The 15,693-nt window shown below is 66.1% G+C and carries 14 protein-coding genes and 1 tRNA gene; 10 read left to right on the top strand and 5 right to left on the bottom strand.

Going from position 1 to position 15,693, the window contains the following annotated elements:
• Nucleotides 1-159 precede the first annotated feature (159 nt).
• Together NTCA1_RS14805 and NTCA1_RS14810 are read left to right on the top strand one after the other, a co-directional pair.
• Nucleotides 160-1,140 carry an aspartate carbamoyltransferase catalytic subunit gene (locus NTCA1_RS14805; RefSeq protein ID WP_086493474.1) on the top strand — a complete coding sequence of 327 codons (981 nt, stop codon included), beginning with the start codon at nt 160-162 and terminating at the stop codon, nt 1,138-1,140.
• Nucleotides 1,137-2,378, top strand: coding sequence for a dihydroorotase family protein (locus tag NTCA1_RS14810; protein ID WP_159831079.1), 1,242 nt, complete (start codon nt 1,137-1,139; stop codon nt 2,376-2,378). Before NTCA1_RS14805 ends, NTCA1_RS14810 begins: the two co-directional genes overlap by 4 nt.
• Nucleotides 2,379-2,539: 161 nt before the next feature.
• Here NTCA1_RS14810 and NTCA1_RS14815 read toward each other — a convergent pair whose 3' ends face one another.
• The gene (locus NTCA1_RS14815; protein ID WP_159831080.1) at nt 2,540-3,829 is read right to left on the bottom strand and encodes an SPOR domain-containing protein; all 1,290 of its coding nucleotides are present in this window, start codon (nt 3,827-3,829) and stop codon (nt 2,540-2,542) included.
• Nucleotides 3,830-3,834: 5 nt separating this feature from the next.
• Nucleotides 3,835-4,560, bottom strand: coding sequence for a ParA family protein (locus NTCA1_RS14820; protein WP_086493476.1), 726 nt, complete (start codon nt 4,558-4,560; stop codon nt 3,835-3,837).
• 303 nt (nt 4,561-4,863) lie between these two features.
• Between NTCA1_RS14820 and NTCA1_RS14825 the strand changes: the two genes are divergently transcribed.
• The 5 genes from NTCA1_RS14825 (at nt 4,864) to NTCA1_RS14845 (ending at nt 9,267) form a co-directional block, all read left to right on the top strand.
• The gene (locus NTCA1_RS14825; protein ID WP_306439293.1) at nt 4,864-5,910 is read left to right on the top strand and encodes an SPOR domain-containing protein; all 1,047 of its coding nucleotides are present in this window, start codon (nt 4,864-4,866) and stop codon (nt 5,908-5,910) included.
• Nucleotides 5,911-5,993: 83 nt separating this feature from the next.
• Nucleotides 5,994-7,316, top strand: a complete 1,323-nt coding sequence (locus tag NTCA1_RS14830; protein ID WP_236549337.1) for a DUF418 domain-containing protein — start codon at nt 5,994-5,996, stop codon at nt 7,314-7,316.
• A gap of 69 nt (nt 7,317-7,385) precedes the next feature.
• Nucleotides 7,386-7,580 (top strand): bacterioferritin-associated ferredoxin, encoded by a 195-nt coding sequence (locus NTCA1_RS14835; protein ID WP_086493477.1) that lies wholly within the window; start codon nt 7,386-7,388, stop codon nt 7,578-7,580.
• 113 nt (nt 7,581-7,693) lie between these two features.
• Nucleotides 7,694-8,173, top strand: a complete 480-nt coding sequence (gene bfr, locus NTCA1_RS14840) for a bacterioferritin (RefSeq protein WP_086493478.1) — start codon at nt 7,694-7,696, stop codon at nt 8,171-8,173.
• A gap of 35 nt (nt 8,174-8,208) precedes the next feature.
• Nucleotides 8,209-9,267 carry a nitronate monooxygenase family protein gene (locus NTCA1_RS14845; protein ID WP_159831081.1) on the top strand — a complete coding sequence of 353 codons (1,059 nt, stop codon included), beginning with the start codon at nt 8,209-8,211 and terminating at the stop codon, nt 9,265-9,267.
• On the opposite strand, the gene NTCA1_RS14850 is transcribed toward NTCA1_RS14845, so the two are convergent.
• Nucleotides 9,264-11,369 (bottom strand): S9 family peptidase, encoded by a 2,106-nt coding sequence (locus tag NTCA1_RS14850; RefSeq protein ID WP_159831122.1) that lies wholly within the window; start codon nt 11,367-11,369, stop codon nt 9,264-9,266. The two genes, NTCA1_RS14845 and NTCA1_RS14850, sit on opposite strands and share 4 nt — an antisense overlap.
• 295 nt (nt 11,370-11,664) lie before the next feature.
• Between NTCA1_RS14850 and NTCA1_RS14855 the strand changes: the two genes are divergently transcribed.
• On the top strand, nt 11,665-12,819 hold the full coding sequence (locus NTCA1_RS14855; RefSeq protein ID WP_086493480.1) for an AI-2E family transporter: 1,155 nt from the start codon (nt 11,665-11,667) through the stop codon (nt 12,817-12,819).
• Nucleotides 12,820-12,860: 41 nt separating this feature from the next.
• On the opposite strand, the gene der is transcribed toward NTCA1_RS14855, so the two are convergent.
• Nucleotides 12,861-14,237, bottom strand: a complete 1,377-nt coding sequence (gene der, locus NTCA1_RS14860; protein ID WP_159831082.1) for a ribosome biogenesis GTPase Der — start codon at nt 14,235-14,237, stop codon at nt 12,861-12,863.
• Between the two features lie 175 nt (nt 14,238-14,412).
• Here der and NTCA1_RS14865 point away from each other — a divergent pair, with 175 nt between their 5' ends.
• Complete coding sequence (locus tag NTCA1_RS14865; protein WP_086493482.1) at nt 14,413-15,030, top strand: CHAP domain-containing protein; 618 nt, start codon at nt 14,413-14,415, stop codon at nt 15,028-15,030.
• 189 nt (nt 15,031-15,219) lie between these two features.
• Here the strand turns inward: NTCA1_RS14865 and NTCA1_RS14870 are convergent, their stop codons facing one another.
• Nucleotides 15,220-15,507: a DUF3297 family protein gene (locus NTCA1_RS14870; RefSeq protein WP_086493483.1), complete on the bottom strand. Its 288-nt coding sequence runs from the start codon at nt 15,505-15,507 to the stop codon at nt 15,220-15,222.
• Nucleotides 15,508-15,597: 90 nt separating this feature from the next.
• Here NTCA1_RS14870 and NTCA1_RS14875 point away from each other — a divergent pair.
• Nucleotides 15,598-15,672, top strand: a tRNA-Val gene (locus tag NTCA1_RS14875).
• Nucleotides 15,673-15,693 lie beyond the last annotated feature (21 nt).

The following is a 15,693-nucleotide window of genomic DNA, read 5'->3' on the forward strand; positions in this document are numbered from 1 at the left end:
TGCGCCCTATCTCGGGGCCTTCGACAGGCTCAGGCTGAGCGGGTGGAGAGCTTCGATTCTCAGGAGGACGCGCGCGCAGTCCCAAACCCCTGCCTGCGCAACAAACACCCAACAAACCACTTGAGCCGACTCCGCCCCGTGCCTAAGGCCTTGTCTTCGATGACAGCTCCAGAATTCATTTACCCGGAAGGCTCCGCAGCCTTCCCGCACCGCAGCCTCGTGGGCATCGGCGGCCTGGCCCCGCACGAGATCATGTTCCTCCTCGACGAGGCCCAGCAATGGGTGGAGCTCAATCGCGGCACGCAGAAGCGGCGCGACCTGCTCTCCGGCCTGACGATCATCAACGCCTTCTTCGAAAACTCCACGCGCACGCTGCTGAGCTTCGAAATCGCGGGCAAGCGCCTCGGCGCCGACGTGGTGAACATGGCCGTCGCCACGTCCAGCGTGAAGAAGGGCGAAACGCTGATCGACACGGCGATGACGCTCAATTCGATGCGCGCCGACGCCATCGTCATCCGCCACGCCAGCTCGGGCGCAGTGCATCTGATCTCCAACCTCGTCGATTGTCCGGTGCTCAATGCCGGTGACGGCCAGCACGAGCACCCGACCCAGGCCTTGCTCGACGCACTGACCATCCGCCAGAACAAGCGCGCCTTCAACGGTCTTCGCGTCACCATCTGCGGCGATATCCTGCACAGCCGCGTCGCCCGCTCGAACATTCTCGCGCTCAATTCGCTGGGCGCCGAAGTGCGCGTCTGCGCGCCGCCCGCCCTGCTGCCCGCCGATATCGAGCGCATGAACGTCAAGGTCTTCCACGATTTCGACGCGGCGCTGAAGGGCGCCGACGTGGTGATGATGCTGCGTCTCCAGCTCGAACGCATGGAGGGCCAGTTCATCCCCTCGCCCCGCGAATACCGCCATCTCTACGGCCTTTCGCTGGAGCGCCTCGCCAAGGCGGAAGGCAATGCCCTCGTCATGCACCCCGGCCCGATGAACCGCGGCATCGAGATCGACAGCAACGTGGCCGACCTCGTCGGCCGCTCGCAGATCACCACCCAGGTCGAAATGGGCGTCGCCATGCGCATGGCCTGCCTGGATGTCCTGACCCGAAGAGGCCGCGGGGTGGAGGGCTGGTCATGAGCAACAACACGCCCCTGACCCTGACCGGCGGCAAGCTGGTCCTGCCCGACGGCACCATCGTCACCGGCGCGCTGCGCAGCGAAGGCGGCTTCATCACCGCCGTCGGCGCGGACGTCGCGCCCCAGCCCGGCGATGAAGTCCACGACGCGCGCGGCAGGCTGATCGCCCCCGGCCTCGTCGATATCGGCGTCTTCGCCATCGACAAGCCCGCCTTCCACTTCGGCGGCATCACCCGCGCGGCGCTCATGCCCGACCAGAACCCGCCGCTCGACGTGCCCGCGCGCGTCCGCTTCGCGGCCCAGTCGGGCAAGCCGGACCTCTGGGTTCACCCGCTGGCCGCCGCGACGCAGAACCTCGAAGGCAAGGCCCTCGCCGAAATCGCCCTGATGCGCGATGCGGGGGCGAAGGCCGTCACCACCGGACGCCAGTGGATCGGCGATTCGGGCACGATGCTGCGCCTGCTCCAGTACACCGGCATGCTCGGCATGGTCGTGCTGACCCATCCCGAGGACGCCGGGATCAGCGGCAAGGCCGTCGCCACTTCCGGCGAGATGGCCACCCGCCTCGGCCTGCCTGCCGCCCCTGCCGAAGCCGAAGCCCTCGCCATCTCGCGCGACATCGCGCTGGCCGAACTCGCGAATGCGGCCATCCACTTCCGCAAGGTGACGACCGCCAAGGGCCTCGACCTGGTGCGCCGCGCCAAGGATCGCGGGCTGAAAGTCACGGCAGGCGTCACGCCCGCCTATTTCATGCTCTCCGACCTTGCGCTGGCGGGCTTCCGCACTTTCGCCCACCTCTCCCCGCCGCTGCGCTCGGAAGATGACCGCAAGGCGGTGATCGCCGCCATCGGCGACGGCACGATCGACGTCATCGCCTCCGGCCACGACCCGCGCGGCCCCGAGGACAAGCGCCTGCCCTTCGCGGATTCCGCGCCGGGCATGGCGGGGGCCGAAACCCTGCTGCCGCTGACGATGAACCTCGTGCGCGACGGGGTGATCTCGCTCTCGCGCGCCTTCGAACTGATCGCCACGAACCCGGCGAAGCTGCTCGGCGTCAATGCGGGCAGGCTCGAAGTGGGGGCAGAGGCGGATATCGCCGTTGTCGATGCCGACCGTCCTTGGATCGTCGATTCGGACAAGATGGCCGCCGCTGCCGGGAACACGCCGTTCGACAAGCAGCCCGTCCAGGGCCGCGTGCTGGCCCTGTTCAAGGGCGGCGTGGCGGTGAAAGCCAAGTAAGCGCGATCCGGGCAGGGCTGGCCTCGTTTCCGGCCCCCTGCCCGCTAACGCTTTCAATTTTTTAACTTCCCATAAACCAAAAAAGACGGCCCCTGTCCGAAGACAGGAGCCGTTCAGGTTCACATGGAACTCATGAGCGAGGCAATGACCTCGCGGAAACTCTATAGCTCTGCGCGGCGGGTCTGGTTCGTTCGGACACCACCGGGCAGCGGACGCTGCTGCGCGTAAGCCAGACAAGGTTTACCCCCCTGGCGCAGGCTTGAACAGACCGACTGTGCCGTGCGCTGGTCGAAACCGCCCGCCGCAACGCGGTAATAGGTCTGCCCGTTCACTTTCGCCTCGGTAATGCGCAGGTCATGGCCTTTCAGTGCCGGACTGCCCGACTGGATGATTCCCCAGGCCCTGCGAGCCGCATCCATCGTGCTGAACGAGCCGAGCTGGACCAGATGCGTGCCTGAAGCCGCCATCCTGACCGGAGCGGAAGCCTTCGCCGCGACCTGCTTCGAAACGGCCGGTTTCGGCGCAATCGGTTTCTCTAGGACAGGCTGCGGCACCGGATGGGCTGCGGCCATCTGCACAGGTGCCGGAGCTGGCTCATCCTCGGGCTGATAGGCACCCCAGAAGCTCTCCCCGCTCTTCACAGGCGGCAATTCCGCTTCCTGCGCCGGGGACGGATCGGGGGCCGTTGCCGGAGCAGGCACTTCGGCGCGGGCGAACTGCGGCGCGGCGGCGCCGTTCAATGCCAGCATTGCCGGTTGGCCCGGGTCGCCGCGCAGCGGCGCGCCGATCAGGCCCGCGATGCGCGCCCGCGACTGGTCGGGCCTGGCCGCCCGCGCCCACTCGCCGAGACGGGCATCAAGCTCTTCGCCGGACAGGTCCTGTGAAGCGATCAGCCTCGCCTCGCGCCAACGGCCGTCGAGGGCATAGGCATAGGCAAGGTTCTGGCGCGCCTTCGGCGTATTCTCACCACCGCGCACCGCATCGGTCAGGATATCCACGCCGCTTGCGGGACGTCCCGCAAGCGCAACCGCCAGACCGAAGTCGGCGGCCGGAATCTGGTTCTGGAAGCGCTGGAGCACCGCCAGCGCCTCGGCCCCGCGACCGGCGCCGATATAGGCGAGCGCAGTGCCGAGAGCGGTACGCGGGCTCTGGTCGCCCAGCGAGACGGCATCCTCGAAAGTCGTGGCCGCCGAATCGAAGCGGCCGATGGCGAGATAGCCTTGCGCCAGCGCGGCCCGCGCAGAGGCGTCACGCGGAGAGCGGCTAACGCGCTGCTCCGCCCGCGCGATATCCTTGCCCCCCGTCCCGTCTTGTCCCATCTCATCTTGCGAGACGGGCGCTGCGGAATGCGCGAATGGTCCCTGCCCGGCGCAGCTCACGAGAAGCACCGCAGCCATGGCCGTGCAGATCGCCAGTCCCGCGCCGCGGGGTTGAAAGTAGAGATACTTCATGAAGGTCACGATCCCGCAACGCGGCGGCCGAAGCCGCCGACCGGGCGCGAGGCACCGGGGATCACCGGCTGCCCGGTCAGTTGCGGCGCCGAAAACACGGTGCGGCGGAAATTGCGTTCGAGACGATCCGAGACATAGTTCCACAGCGCGGTGACTTCCTGCGCGGAACGACCGCCGGGATCGACTTCCATGACCGTGCGGCCATCGATCATCGAGGCCGCGAAATCGGTCCGCTGATGCAGCGTCACCGGCGCGACGGTGCCGTGCTGCGAAAGCGCGACGGCGGCCTCTGCGGTGATCCGGGCCTTGGGCGTGGCCGCGTTGACCACGAAGATGAGCGGCTTGCCCGAGCGCTCGCAGAGATCGACGGTGGCGCCCACGGCGCGCAGGTCATGCGGGCTCGGGCGGGTCGGCACGACGATCAGTTCGGATACCGCGATCACGCTCTGGATCGCCATGGTGATCGCAGGCGGCGTGTCGATCACCGCCAGCTTGAACCCCTGCTGGCGCAGAACCTGGAGATCGGCGGCAAGACGGGCCACGGTGGTCTGGGCGAAAGCGGGATAGTCCGCCTCGCGCTCGTTCCACCAGTCGGCCAGCGAGCCCTGCGGATCGATGTCGATCAGGACGACGGGACCGGCTCCGGCACGCTGCGCCTGCACGGCAAGATGCCCCGAAAGCGTGGTCTTGCCCGAGCCGCCTTTCTGAGATGCCAATGCCAGTACGCGCAACGTCGTTACCCCCCGAGGAGCCTGCGTCCGAAAAAATCGGCGGCTCACAAGGGGCTGGATCGCAGATCGTTCCTAATTTAGAGTTAATCGAAACGAGGCTTCCTGACATGTCCGCCTCGTCCTTCGACGGCCGCCGCCAGCCTCTTCGGCGGGTTTTCGTTTACCATCGGGGTTAACGCGAATTTTGCCCTTCACTGCGCATCTTTCGGGAACACCGGGCCGTTCCGCTTCAAGTCCTGCTTACCATATTCAGATCCGGCCGATGAAACCCGGGACCTGACCCAGAAAGACGAGGCCACGCGAGTGCCGAACAATCGAAGCCCCTTCTTCGGCCCCCTGCCCACGGGATTCGCCCTGGCGGCATTCGGCGCGCTGCTTGTCACCTCGCCCGCGCTGGCCGATGTGAAGGCCGGTGTCGATGCCTGGTCGGCAGGCAACTATGCCGCCGCGATCCAGCAGTGGAAGCCACTGGCGGACAAGGGCGACGCCGATGCGCAGTTCAACCTCGCGCAGGCCTACAAGCTGGGGCGCGGCGTGCCGGTCGATCTCGACAAGGCGGAAGCGCTCTACGGCAAGGCGGCGGCGCAGGGGCATGTCCAGGCCTCGGACACTTACGGGTTGATGCTGTTCCAGCGCGGCGAGCGGCAGAAGGCCATGCCCTATATCCGCAATTCGGCGGCGCGGGGCGATGCCAGGGCGGAGTATCTGCTGGGCGTGGCCCACTTCAACGGTGACATCGTCGAGAAGGACTGGGTGCGCGCCTATGCCCTCGTCAGCCTTGCCCAGCGCGCGGGCCTGCCGCAGGCCGCCGGGGCCCTATCCCAGATGGACGCCCATATTCCGCTGGAAGACCGCCAGAAAAGCGTCGCGCTCGCCGCGCAGCTTTCGGCGCAGGCCGATGCCAATCGCGCCAGCCAGACCGCAGGGGCGGAACTCGGCTCAGGCAAGGTTGCGCCGCCGCTTTCGCCTCCACCGCGCCTTGCCGTAGCACCGGACAGCCCGGCAAGAGCGGGCGCGGACTACACGGTTCCGCAAGCAGCGTCTCCGCGCGCGGCACCTCAGGCCAAGCCCTCACCCGCACGCAAGCCCGCCCCCGCGCCGGAGCGCCCAGCGGCAGCCACGGGCGGCGCCTGGCGGCTGCAACTCGGCGCCTTCGGCGTCCCCGGCAATGCCGAAAGGCTCTGGGCAACACTGTCGAAGCGCCCGGAAATGGCGGGCAGCAAGCGCCAACTCGTGCCCGCAGGCAAACTGACCAAGCTCTATGCCGCCGGATTCGCCAGCAAGGCCCAGGCCGACAGGGCCTGCTCCGCGCTCAAGGCATCGGGCCAGGAATGCATCGTCACCTCGTGATTTTCGCCTGAGGGCTGGCGACCACAGGTCGTCGTGGACGCGGCACGTCCGATCCCTTATTCTCCCGGACAGGGAGAAGAGGCATGGCGAAAGCGATCACGGGCGAGAACGCCCGGACGGTTCGACGCGTATCGAGTATATCGGAGACGGGTGCGCCGCCAGACGCCGGAGCGAACGGGGGCAGCCGCCTGCTTTCACTCGACCTCACGCGCGGCGTTGCCATACTCGGCATCCTGGCCATCAACATCTCAGGCTTCGCGGGACCGAGCCTCGGCTCGCTGACGCCCCATGTCCCCGCCCCGGTAGGCCTGCCGGACGAGGCTGCCTGGGCCTTCGGCTTCCTGTTCTTCGAAGGCAAGATGCGCGCGCTCTTCGCCATGCTGTTCGGCGCAGGAATCGCGCTCCAGTGCGAGAAGATGGACGCACGGGGACGCGAGGGAGACGTCCTGCAGGTCCGCCGCCTCGCCTGGCTCATGCTCTTTGGCATGGCGCATTATCTGCTCCTGTGGTGGGGGGACATCCTGTTCGTCTACGCCTGCTGCGGGATCGCCGTGCTCTTCGTGCGGCGACTGCCCTGCGCGGTGCTGCTCGGCATTGCGGCGGGCGTGATCGTGACCGCCACGGCCATCAACCTCTGGACCGCGCTGCCGCTGGCGGCGGCCGAGGAAGCCGTGCGACTGGGCACTGCAAGCCTGTCACAGCAACAGGCCGTGGCGGCGCGACTCGATCTCTATCAGGCAAATACCCTGGCCCAGAGCGCGCTCTACCACGCCGGTTTTCTCGATATCGCGCTTGCCAAGCTGCGCGGCGACCCCTTGTGGCTCTTCACGGTCACGGCCCACGCCTGGAGCGAAGTGCTGCCGCTGATGTTGCTGGGCGTGGTGCTCCTGCGCAGCGGCTTCTTCGAGGGGCACTGGCCTGTCACCACGATGCGCTGGCTGCGAATCGGGGCTACGATCGCGGGACTCGCGCTCACGCTCGCAGTGCTGGCCTGGGCCTGGCCGCGCCATTTCCCGCCGATCGCCATGGCCGCGCTGCTCGGCTACGGTCTCTGGCCTGCCCATCTGCTGACCGCGCTCGGCTACGCCGCGCTGCTCGTATGGACGGCGCCCGGTCTTGCCCGAACCCGCATCGGCAAGCGCCTGATCGCGGCAGGGCGGCTCGCTTTCAGCAACTACATCGGCACCAGCCTGCTCATGTGCGCCCTGTTCTACGGATGGGGCCTCGACCTGTTCGGAAAGGCTAGGCCGCTGGACCAGTGGGCTTTCGTCCTGGTCGGCTGGATGGTCATGCTCGGCTGGGGCGAAGCATGGCTGATTCGCTATCGCAGAGGCCCGCTGGAGCTGGCCTGGCGGTCGCTGGTCGAGCAGAAACGCCTGAAAAACCGCGTCCCGGCAAGCGCTTGATGACTATTTGAAGAACGCTATTGCGATCCATTTGCAGTTGCATATGATGGTCATCAAGAGGATCGCACCATGTACGTTTGTATCTGCAATGCCATTCGTGAGACCGACCTGCGCACCGTCGCCCGCTGCTGCCGCGGCGATGCAACAGCGCTCTACGGGGCTCTCGGACATGCACCGCAGTGCGGACAGTGCCTGGACGATGCCGAAGATATTATCGCCGAGGAATCGGCAAGCGCCAACGCGCCCCTAAGCGCGGCAGCCTGACCCTGTAACAAGGCGGGTTACACCTGGCTTCGGCCGGGTGTTTTCGCGTGTCCGCTTGCCATGTGTGGCTGAAAAGGCCATAAGCTCGCCCGAACAGATTCAGGAGCTTTCCCATGAAGGGCGACCAGAAGGTCATCGATTATCTCAACAAGGCGCTCTTCAACGAGCTGACCGCGATCAACCAGTACTGGCTGCACTACCGCATGCTCGACAACTGGGGCATCAAGAAGCTGGCCGAGTACGAGCGCCACGAATCGATCGACGAGATGAAGCACGCCGACGTCCTGGCCGATCGCATCCTCTATCTCGACGGTCTTCCCAACTTCCAGGCCCTGGGCAAGCTGCGCGTCGGCGAAAGCGTCGAGGAAATCCTCAAGGCCGACCTCGCACTCGAATATGATGCGATCCCGATGCTCAAGGAAGCCATCGCCCACTGCGAGACCGTGCGTGACTTCGTCAGCCGCGAAATCTTCGCCCGCATCCTCGAAAGCGAGGAAGAGCACGTCGACTTCCTCGAAAAGCAGTTCGACATGATCGAACGCATGGGCATCCAGAACTACTGCCAGCTTCAGAGCAAGCCGGCGGAAGACTGATCAAGTTAAGACTGGCAAGAGGCGCGCGAACGGAGATGGACTTTGTCGCGCGCCTCGGCCTTTCGATACCGCTGATACAGGCGCCGATGGCGGGCACGTCCACGCCCGCGCTGGCCGCCGAAGTCTGCAATGCCGGAGCGCTCGGTTCGCTCGCCCTCGGCGCCGTCGGCCCTGAAGAGGCCCGCAGGCAGATCGCCGATCTGCGCGGCCAGACCGACCGCCCCTTCAACCTCAACCTCTTCGTCCACGAAGCGCCGCGCACCGATCTCGCGCGCGAGCAGGCCTGGCTGGACGCTCTTGCACCGGCCTTCGCCGCATTCGGCGCCAGCCCTCCCCCCGCGCTCGAAACGATCTACCAGAGTTTCGCGGGTCATGCGGAGATGCTCGATGTCGTGCTGGAGGCCCGCCCCGCTGTCGTCAGCTTCCATTTCGGCTTGCCCGATTCCCGCGCAATTGCAGCACTCAAGGCGGCAGGCTGCCTGCTGCTGGGCAGCGTCACCAGCCTTGCCGAAGCCGAACTCTCGCTGGCTGCCGGGATCGACGTGGTCGTAGCGCAAGGCTGGGAAGCGGGTGGCCACCGCGGCCTGTTCGATCCCGACGCGGCCGACGACCGGCTCGGCACCCTGGCGCTGACGCGTCTGCTTGCCCGCTGGGGCAAGCTGCCGGTGATCGCGGCGGGCGGCATCATGGACGGTGCAGGCATCCGCGCGGCCCTGGATCTCGGCGCCGTCGCCACCCAGCTCGGCACGGCTTTCGTCGCCTGCCCGGAAAGCAGCGCCGATGCCGGTTACCGCGCGCTGCTGGCCTCGGACGCAGCGCTGCATACCACGATGACGCGCGCCATTTCCGGCCGTCCCGCACGCTGCCTTGCCAATCGCTTCACGCAGCTGGGCGAGCGCGCCGATCTGCCGCCCGTCCCCGACTATCCGCGCACCTACCATGCCGGAAAGGCGCTCAACGCCGCCGCAAAGGCGCAAGGCGAACCGCTCTACGGCGCGCAATGGGCGGGACAGGGCGCGCCGCTGTCCCGGCCCATGGCGGCGGCGGAGCTGGTCGCCCTGCTCGCCGCCGAACTGGCGCTTACCCGGCCTTAGTCAGTCTTGGCCGGAGTCTTGTCGGTCCGGTACTTGTCGAACCACGCCAGGATGGCCGAAGCCTTGGCAGCCGACTGCGAGGGCCGTGCCGCGATGCCGCCATGACTCGCGCCCGGCACTTTGACCAGCGCCGTGGGCACGCCGCGGATCTGGAGCGCGGCGTAATACTGCTCCGCCTCGCTCACCGGGGTGCGGAAGTCTTCCGATCCGACCACCACCATCGTCGGCGTCTTCACATTGCCCACAAGGCTCAGCGGCGAACGGCGCCAGTATTCCATGGGATCCTCCCAGGGCTTCTTGTCGAACCAGTAGCGCGAGGTGAAGGGCGTCGCGTCCATGGTCAGTGCCTCGCTGATCCAGTTGATCACGGGCTTCTGCGTGACGGCCGCCTTGAACCGGTCGGTCTTGCCCACGATCCACGCCGTCAGCACGCCGCCGCCCGATCCTCCGGTGACGAAGAGGTTGTTCGGGTCGGCCACGCCGTCCGCGATGGCGGCATCGACGCTGGCCATCAGGTCGTCATAGTCGGTGCCGGGATAGGCCCGGTCGATCAGGTTGGCGAATTCCTCCCCGTAAGAGGTGCTACCGCGCGGGTTGGTGTAAAGCACTGCATAGCCGTGCGCCGCATAGAGCTGATAGTCGGTGGCGAAGCCCGGCGCATAGGCGGTGTTCGGCCCGCCGTGGATTTCCAGGATCAACGGCGCCTTCTGCCCCGGCGCCAGGCCCGGCGGCGTCACCAGCCAGGCATCGATTGCGCGGCCGTCCGGTGCGGTCACGGCAAGCTTGCGCACGGGCGCCAGCGCCTTGGCATCGAGCCATGTGCCGTTGAGATCGGTCAGCTTGCGCCCTTCCCCGCCGCTACTCACCCAGAGATCGGCCGGACGCTGCGCCGTGCCCGAAGTATAGGCCACGCGCCCGCCGCTCGAAACGCTGAAGGCCCCGCCGGTATAAGGCCGGTCGAAGTGATCGCCCGGGCTCAGCCCTTCGACCACGTTCCTGATCCCGCCATCCAGGCCGACGCGCGCGACATAAGTCTTCGCGTGATCGTCGTACTGCACCATGATCGCGGAATTACCGGCCCATTCAAGCGCGTCGATCGACTTGTCGAAGCTGCCGGTCAGCAGGCGCGAACCCGTGCCGTCACTGTTCATGACGTAGAGATCGGAGTTTTCGTAGGAGCGGTTGACGTCGTCGAAACCCAGATAGGCGATGTGCCTGCCGTCCGGCGAGACTTTCGCTCCAGCATCCGGGCCATTGCGCGACGTTAGCGCGGTCACTGCGCCGCTGGCGAGATCGAGCGCGTAGACTTCCGAATTGTTGATGTCGCGCTGCCAGTTTTCATGGCGATTGGCGCCGAACAGGATGCGCTTGCCGTCCGGCGTCCAGGACAGCGGGCCGCCATCGTCGAAGTCGCCGAAGGTGAGCTGGCGCGGCGCGCCGCCTTCGGCGGAGACGAGGAAGATGTGGTCGTAACCGGGCTGCGCATAGCCGCCGCCGTCGAAGCGATACGTCACCCGGTCGATCACCTGAAGCGGCTCGGCCCATTGCGCGCCTTCGGGGCGATTGGCAGGCTGCGCGCCCATCTTCGGCGCCTCGCCCGGAACCCGCATGGTATAGGCTATCTGCCGCCCGTCCGGCGACCAGGAAAGCGCGCCCGGACTGTCCGGCAGGCCGGTAACCTTGATTTTCGCGCCGCTGTCCAGCCAGAGCACATAGAGCTGCGGCGCGCCGCTGCCGTCGCTCGATACATAGGCCAGACGCTTGCCGTCCGGCGACCAGCGCGGCGAGAAATGCGCCCCGGCCCCGGTCACGAGCGGGCGCTGCGCGCCGCTGGCGACATCGACCATCCAGATCGAGGGGACCACCTTGTCGGTCATCACGTCGGCAGCGGAACGGACATAGGCGATACGGCTGCCGTCGCGGGAAATCTGCGGGTCGGTGACGCCCGAAAGCTTGAACAGATCGTCCGGCGTAAAGCCGCGCTCGGGGCCTTTCACGGCGTCCTTCGCGGGCGCCTCGGCGGAGGCGACGGCGGACGAAACCGACAGGGCGGCACAGGAAAGCGCAAGAACGGCGCGAAGGGTGAACGCGCCCGAAGAAATTTGACGCAAGACGGCAGAGCTCCTGCTCGAATGGAGGATGGCCCTGTCTTGCGCAGACTTCGTGAAAAATCCAGTCACCTCGGCCACCAGCCTTGCCTCTGCGAAAAACGTGGTAAGAGGATGTTTGAAATCCGCCGCAGGCGGATTTTGGCGGCACCGGCCCACGCCCCCACCCGACCTCCCATCTAGGATACACTCAGTGGGAGGTCGGGTGGGGGCGCCTGAGTCCAATGGGGCCGGTGCCGCACAAAAATGCCCTCTTTGGCATTTTTCAAACAAGCTCTAAGAGGCGCAGATGGAGCATCCCGAGCGCCCCCCCTATACGATCGAGGACTATGGCTTCGGCGTCCTCGTCATCATCGTCACCGCTGCCTTCGTCTGGCTGCTGCTGCCCTATTTCGGGGCGGTGCTCTGGGGCGTCGTCGCCGCGATCCTGTTCCAGCCGCTGACGGCGAAGCTGGCGGCCCGGCTCGGCGGCCGCAAGAGCCTGGCCGCCAGCCTCATGCTGCTGGTGCTGCTGGCGCTGTTCATCATTCCCACGATCCTGCTGGGCATCAGCCTCGTCCAGGAAGTCTCGAACCTCTATGAAAAGGTCCGGCTCGGGGAGATCGATATCCCGCGCATGATGGAGCAATTGCGCGCCGCGCTGCCGGAATCGGTGGAGCGCCTGATCGACCGCTACGGCCTTGCCGATTTCGAGAACCTGCGCCGCCAGTTCGGCGCGGGCATCGCCAATGCCCTGCAAGGCCTTGCCGCAAGGCTGCTCTCGGTGGGCCAGGGCGCGCTGAGCTTCCTGGCGGCGCTCGGCGTCATGCTCTACCTCATGTTCTTCCTGCTGCGCGACGGCGACCGCTACGGCGCGCTTATCCGCGACGCCATGCCGCTGCGCCCGCACCTGCGCGACCGGCTCGTGAACAATTTCGTGATCGTGGTTCGGGCCACGATGAAGGGCACCGTCGTCGTTGCCGTGGCGCAGGGACTTGTGGGCGGCACGATCTTCTCGTTGCTGGGAATTCCGGGCTCGCTGCTCTGGGGCGTGTTGATGGGGTTCTTCTCGCTGCTTCCAGCGGTCGGCACCGGACTCGTCTGGGTCCCCATGGCCGCCTACCTGCTGGCGACCGGCCAAGTCTGGCAAGGCGGCGTGCTCACCTTCTGCGGCCTTTTCGTGATCGGCATGATCGACAATATCCTGCGCCCCATCCTGGTCGGGCGGGACACGCGCATGCCGGACTTCGTGGTGCTGATCGCGACCCTGGCGGGCCTGCAGATCTTCGGGCTCAACGGCTTCATCGTCGGCCCGGTGATCGCCGCGCTGTTCATCGCCGTCTGGACGCTGATGCGCGAGATCAAGAACAGCGACGGCATGCTGGAACCCGACGCCATCGAAGTGGAGGAGCAGCAGAGCGACGCGCCGCTGCTGGATGCGGAAACCGCAGCCCATCCGTCCTGACAGAAAAAAGGCCGCCGGAGAGATCTCCGACGGCCTTTTTCCTACTTCGCAAAGGGGTTCTTCGGCATGCGCAGATTGAGCCGGATCGGCACGGCCTCGAAGCCCAGTTCGCGGCGGATGCCGTTGATCAGGTAGCGGCGGTAGCTTTCCGGCAGCAGGTCCAGACGCGTACCGAACAGCACGAAGCCCGGCGGGCGGGTCTTGGCCTGGGTGATATAGCGCAGCTTGATGCGCTTGCCGCCCGGCGCCGGCGGCGGGTTGGCCGAGAGCGCATCGTCGAACCAGCGGTTGAGCGCGGCGGTCGGCACGCGCTTGCTCCAGGCCTCGCGGATCGAGAAGCCGGTGGCGATCAGATCGTCGATGCCCTTGCCGGTGCGGGCCGAAACCGCCAGCAACGGCACCCCGCGCACCTGCGCCAGACCTTCGTCGAGAGCGCCGCGAATGCCGTTGAACAGGCCGGACGGGCCTTCCGCCACGTCCCACTTGTTGATCGCGATGATCAGGGCGCGGCCTTCCTCCAGCACCTTCGAGGCGATGGTGAGGTCCTGATGCTCCAGCCCACGCGTGGCGTCGAGCAGCAGCACGACCACTTCGGCGAAGTCGATCGCGTGGCGCGCGTCGGCCACGGCCATGCGCTCCAGCTTCTCGGTACCGTTGGCGCGCTTGCGCATGCCCGCCGTGTCGATCAGGCTGACCTGGCGCACGTCCTGCGTCTTGGGATCGGTCCATTCCCAATCCACGGTGATCGAATCGCGAGTGATCCCCGCTTCCGGCCCGGTCAGCAGGCGGTCTTCACCGAGGATGCGGTTGATCAGGGTGGACTTGCCCGCGTTCGGGCGGCCTACGATGGCCAGCTTGAGCGGACGGCGCAGCAGCGCTTCATCGTCCTCTTCCTCGGGGAACTCCGGCTCTTCGGGCTGGAGCGGTTCGAGGTGCGGCAGCAGCGATTCGAACAGGTCGGCAATGCCCACGCCGTGCTCGGCCGAGAACGTGATCGGCTCGCCGAGGCCCAGCGAATAGGCTTCAAGCACGCCGCTCTCTCCGGCGCGGCCCTCGGCCTTGTTGGCCAGCACCACGACCGGCACCGTCGAGGCGCGCAGCCACTGGCCGATTTCCTCGTCCAGCGGGGTGAGACCGGCCCGCGCGTCGACCACGAAAAGCGCGACATCGGCGGTTTCCAGCGCCGCCTCGGTCTGCTTGCGCATACGGCCGGGCAGCGTCTCGTCCTCGTCGTCTTCCCAGCCTGCCGTATCGACGATCTGGAATTTCAGGCCGAGCAGTTCGGCGTCTCCGAAGCGGCGGTCACGCGTGACGCCGGGCTGATCGTCGACGAGCGCGAGTTTCTTGCCGACGAGCCGGTTGAACAGCGTGGACTTGCCGACGTTCGGTCGGCCGATGATGATGACCTGGGGTAACATGCTATAACTCGATAAGGGATTCCGGCCCCTAGACGAATTCCGCGCAAATGGGAACTTTCGCATTTCCTGCGCTGTTTTTGCCCCGCAGCAGGATCGATCCGGGAACAAATTCCTACTTCGCGATTAACCATCCCCCGAAGGATTCTCACAAGCAGACAGGGCCGAATTGAGGGGCATGAAAGGTTACCGGATCGCAATCATGCTGGGGCTGGCCGGGGCGACGATCGCGCCTGCCATGTTTAATACTGCCAGCGCCCGCACCGCCATCGAAGAGGCACGCGCCTCCATAGACGACGATCGTTCGGCAGCGAACGGCCCCGACTATCTCGAATGCGTGCCTTATGCCCGCCAGCTTTCGGGCATCCAGATCTTCGGCGATGCACATACCTGGTGGAAGCAGGCCTCGGGCCGCTACGCCACCGGCCATGCCCCCAAGGTCGGCGCGGTCATGGCGATGGAGCCTTATGCCGGATCGCAGCTCGGCCATGTCGCCACGGTCAGCAAAGTGGTCGATTCGCGCACGATCCTCGTCAGTCATGCCAACTGGTCCCCGATCGAGGGCCAGCGCGGGCGGATCGAGAAGAACGTCACCGTGCTGGACGTCTCCCCCGCCAACGACTGGAGCGAAGTGCGCGTCTGGTACGAACCGATCCACAATCTCGGCAACACGCACTGGCCGGTTTCGGGCTTCATCTACAACAGCAAGGCTGGAAAGACGGCAAAAACGACTGCGACCAGCAAAAAGGGCCGCCAAAGCGACCCTATCGGCGACATCATCGCCGGAAACTACTGAGCACCCTTAAAACCCATCGTCACCCTGAACTTGTTTCAGGGTCCATCTCGCCGCTCAGGCCTACGGTTGAGGTTCATAGATGGACCCTGAGCCGAAGGCCAGCGAAGCTAAACAAGTTCAGGGTGACGATGTGGTTGAATGCAGATCTCCCGTCATCGCCCCTATAACGAGGCAATGACGCTCAGGATATCAGGCCTTGGCGACCGGCGCGTCTTCGCCGAGATCCTCGTACCAGGCCTCGACCGGACCGGCGAGCTTCACCGTCAGCGGATTGCCCTTGCGGTCCAGCGTCTTGCCGGCCTGTACGCGCACCCAGCCTTCGGAAATGCAATATTCCTCGACATTGGTACGCACGGTGCCCTTGAAGCGGATGCCGACGCCGCGCTTCAGCTTGTCCTCGTCAAAGAACGGGCTGCTGGGGTTGATGGCGAGGTGATCGGGCGGCACGTCCGCGCCGGATTTGGTCTCTTCGGTCATGCCCTCGCGATTTAATTGCAGATGGCCGCTTGTCAATTCGATCCGACTCATCTAGAGGCGCGCTTCCCCGACGGACACGGTCCGCACGGCGGGCGCGTAGCTCAGTGGTAGAGCACACCCTTCACACGGGTGGGGTCGCAGGTTCAATCCCTGCCGCGCCCACCATCTCCTTCCCGCGAGATGGCC

This window comes from Novosphingobium sp. TCA1 (assembly GCF_009811895.1).
Classification (GTDB): Bacteria; Pseudomonadota; Alphaproteobacteria; order Sphingomonadales; family Sphingomonadaceae; genus Novosphingobium; species Novosphingobium panipatense_A.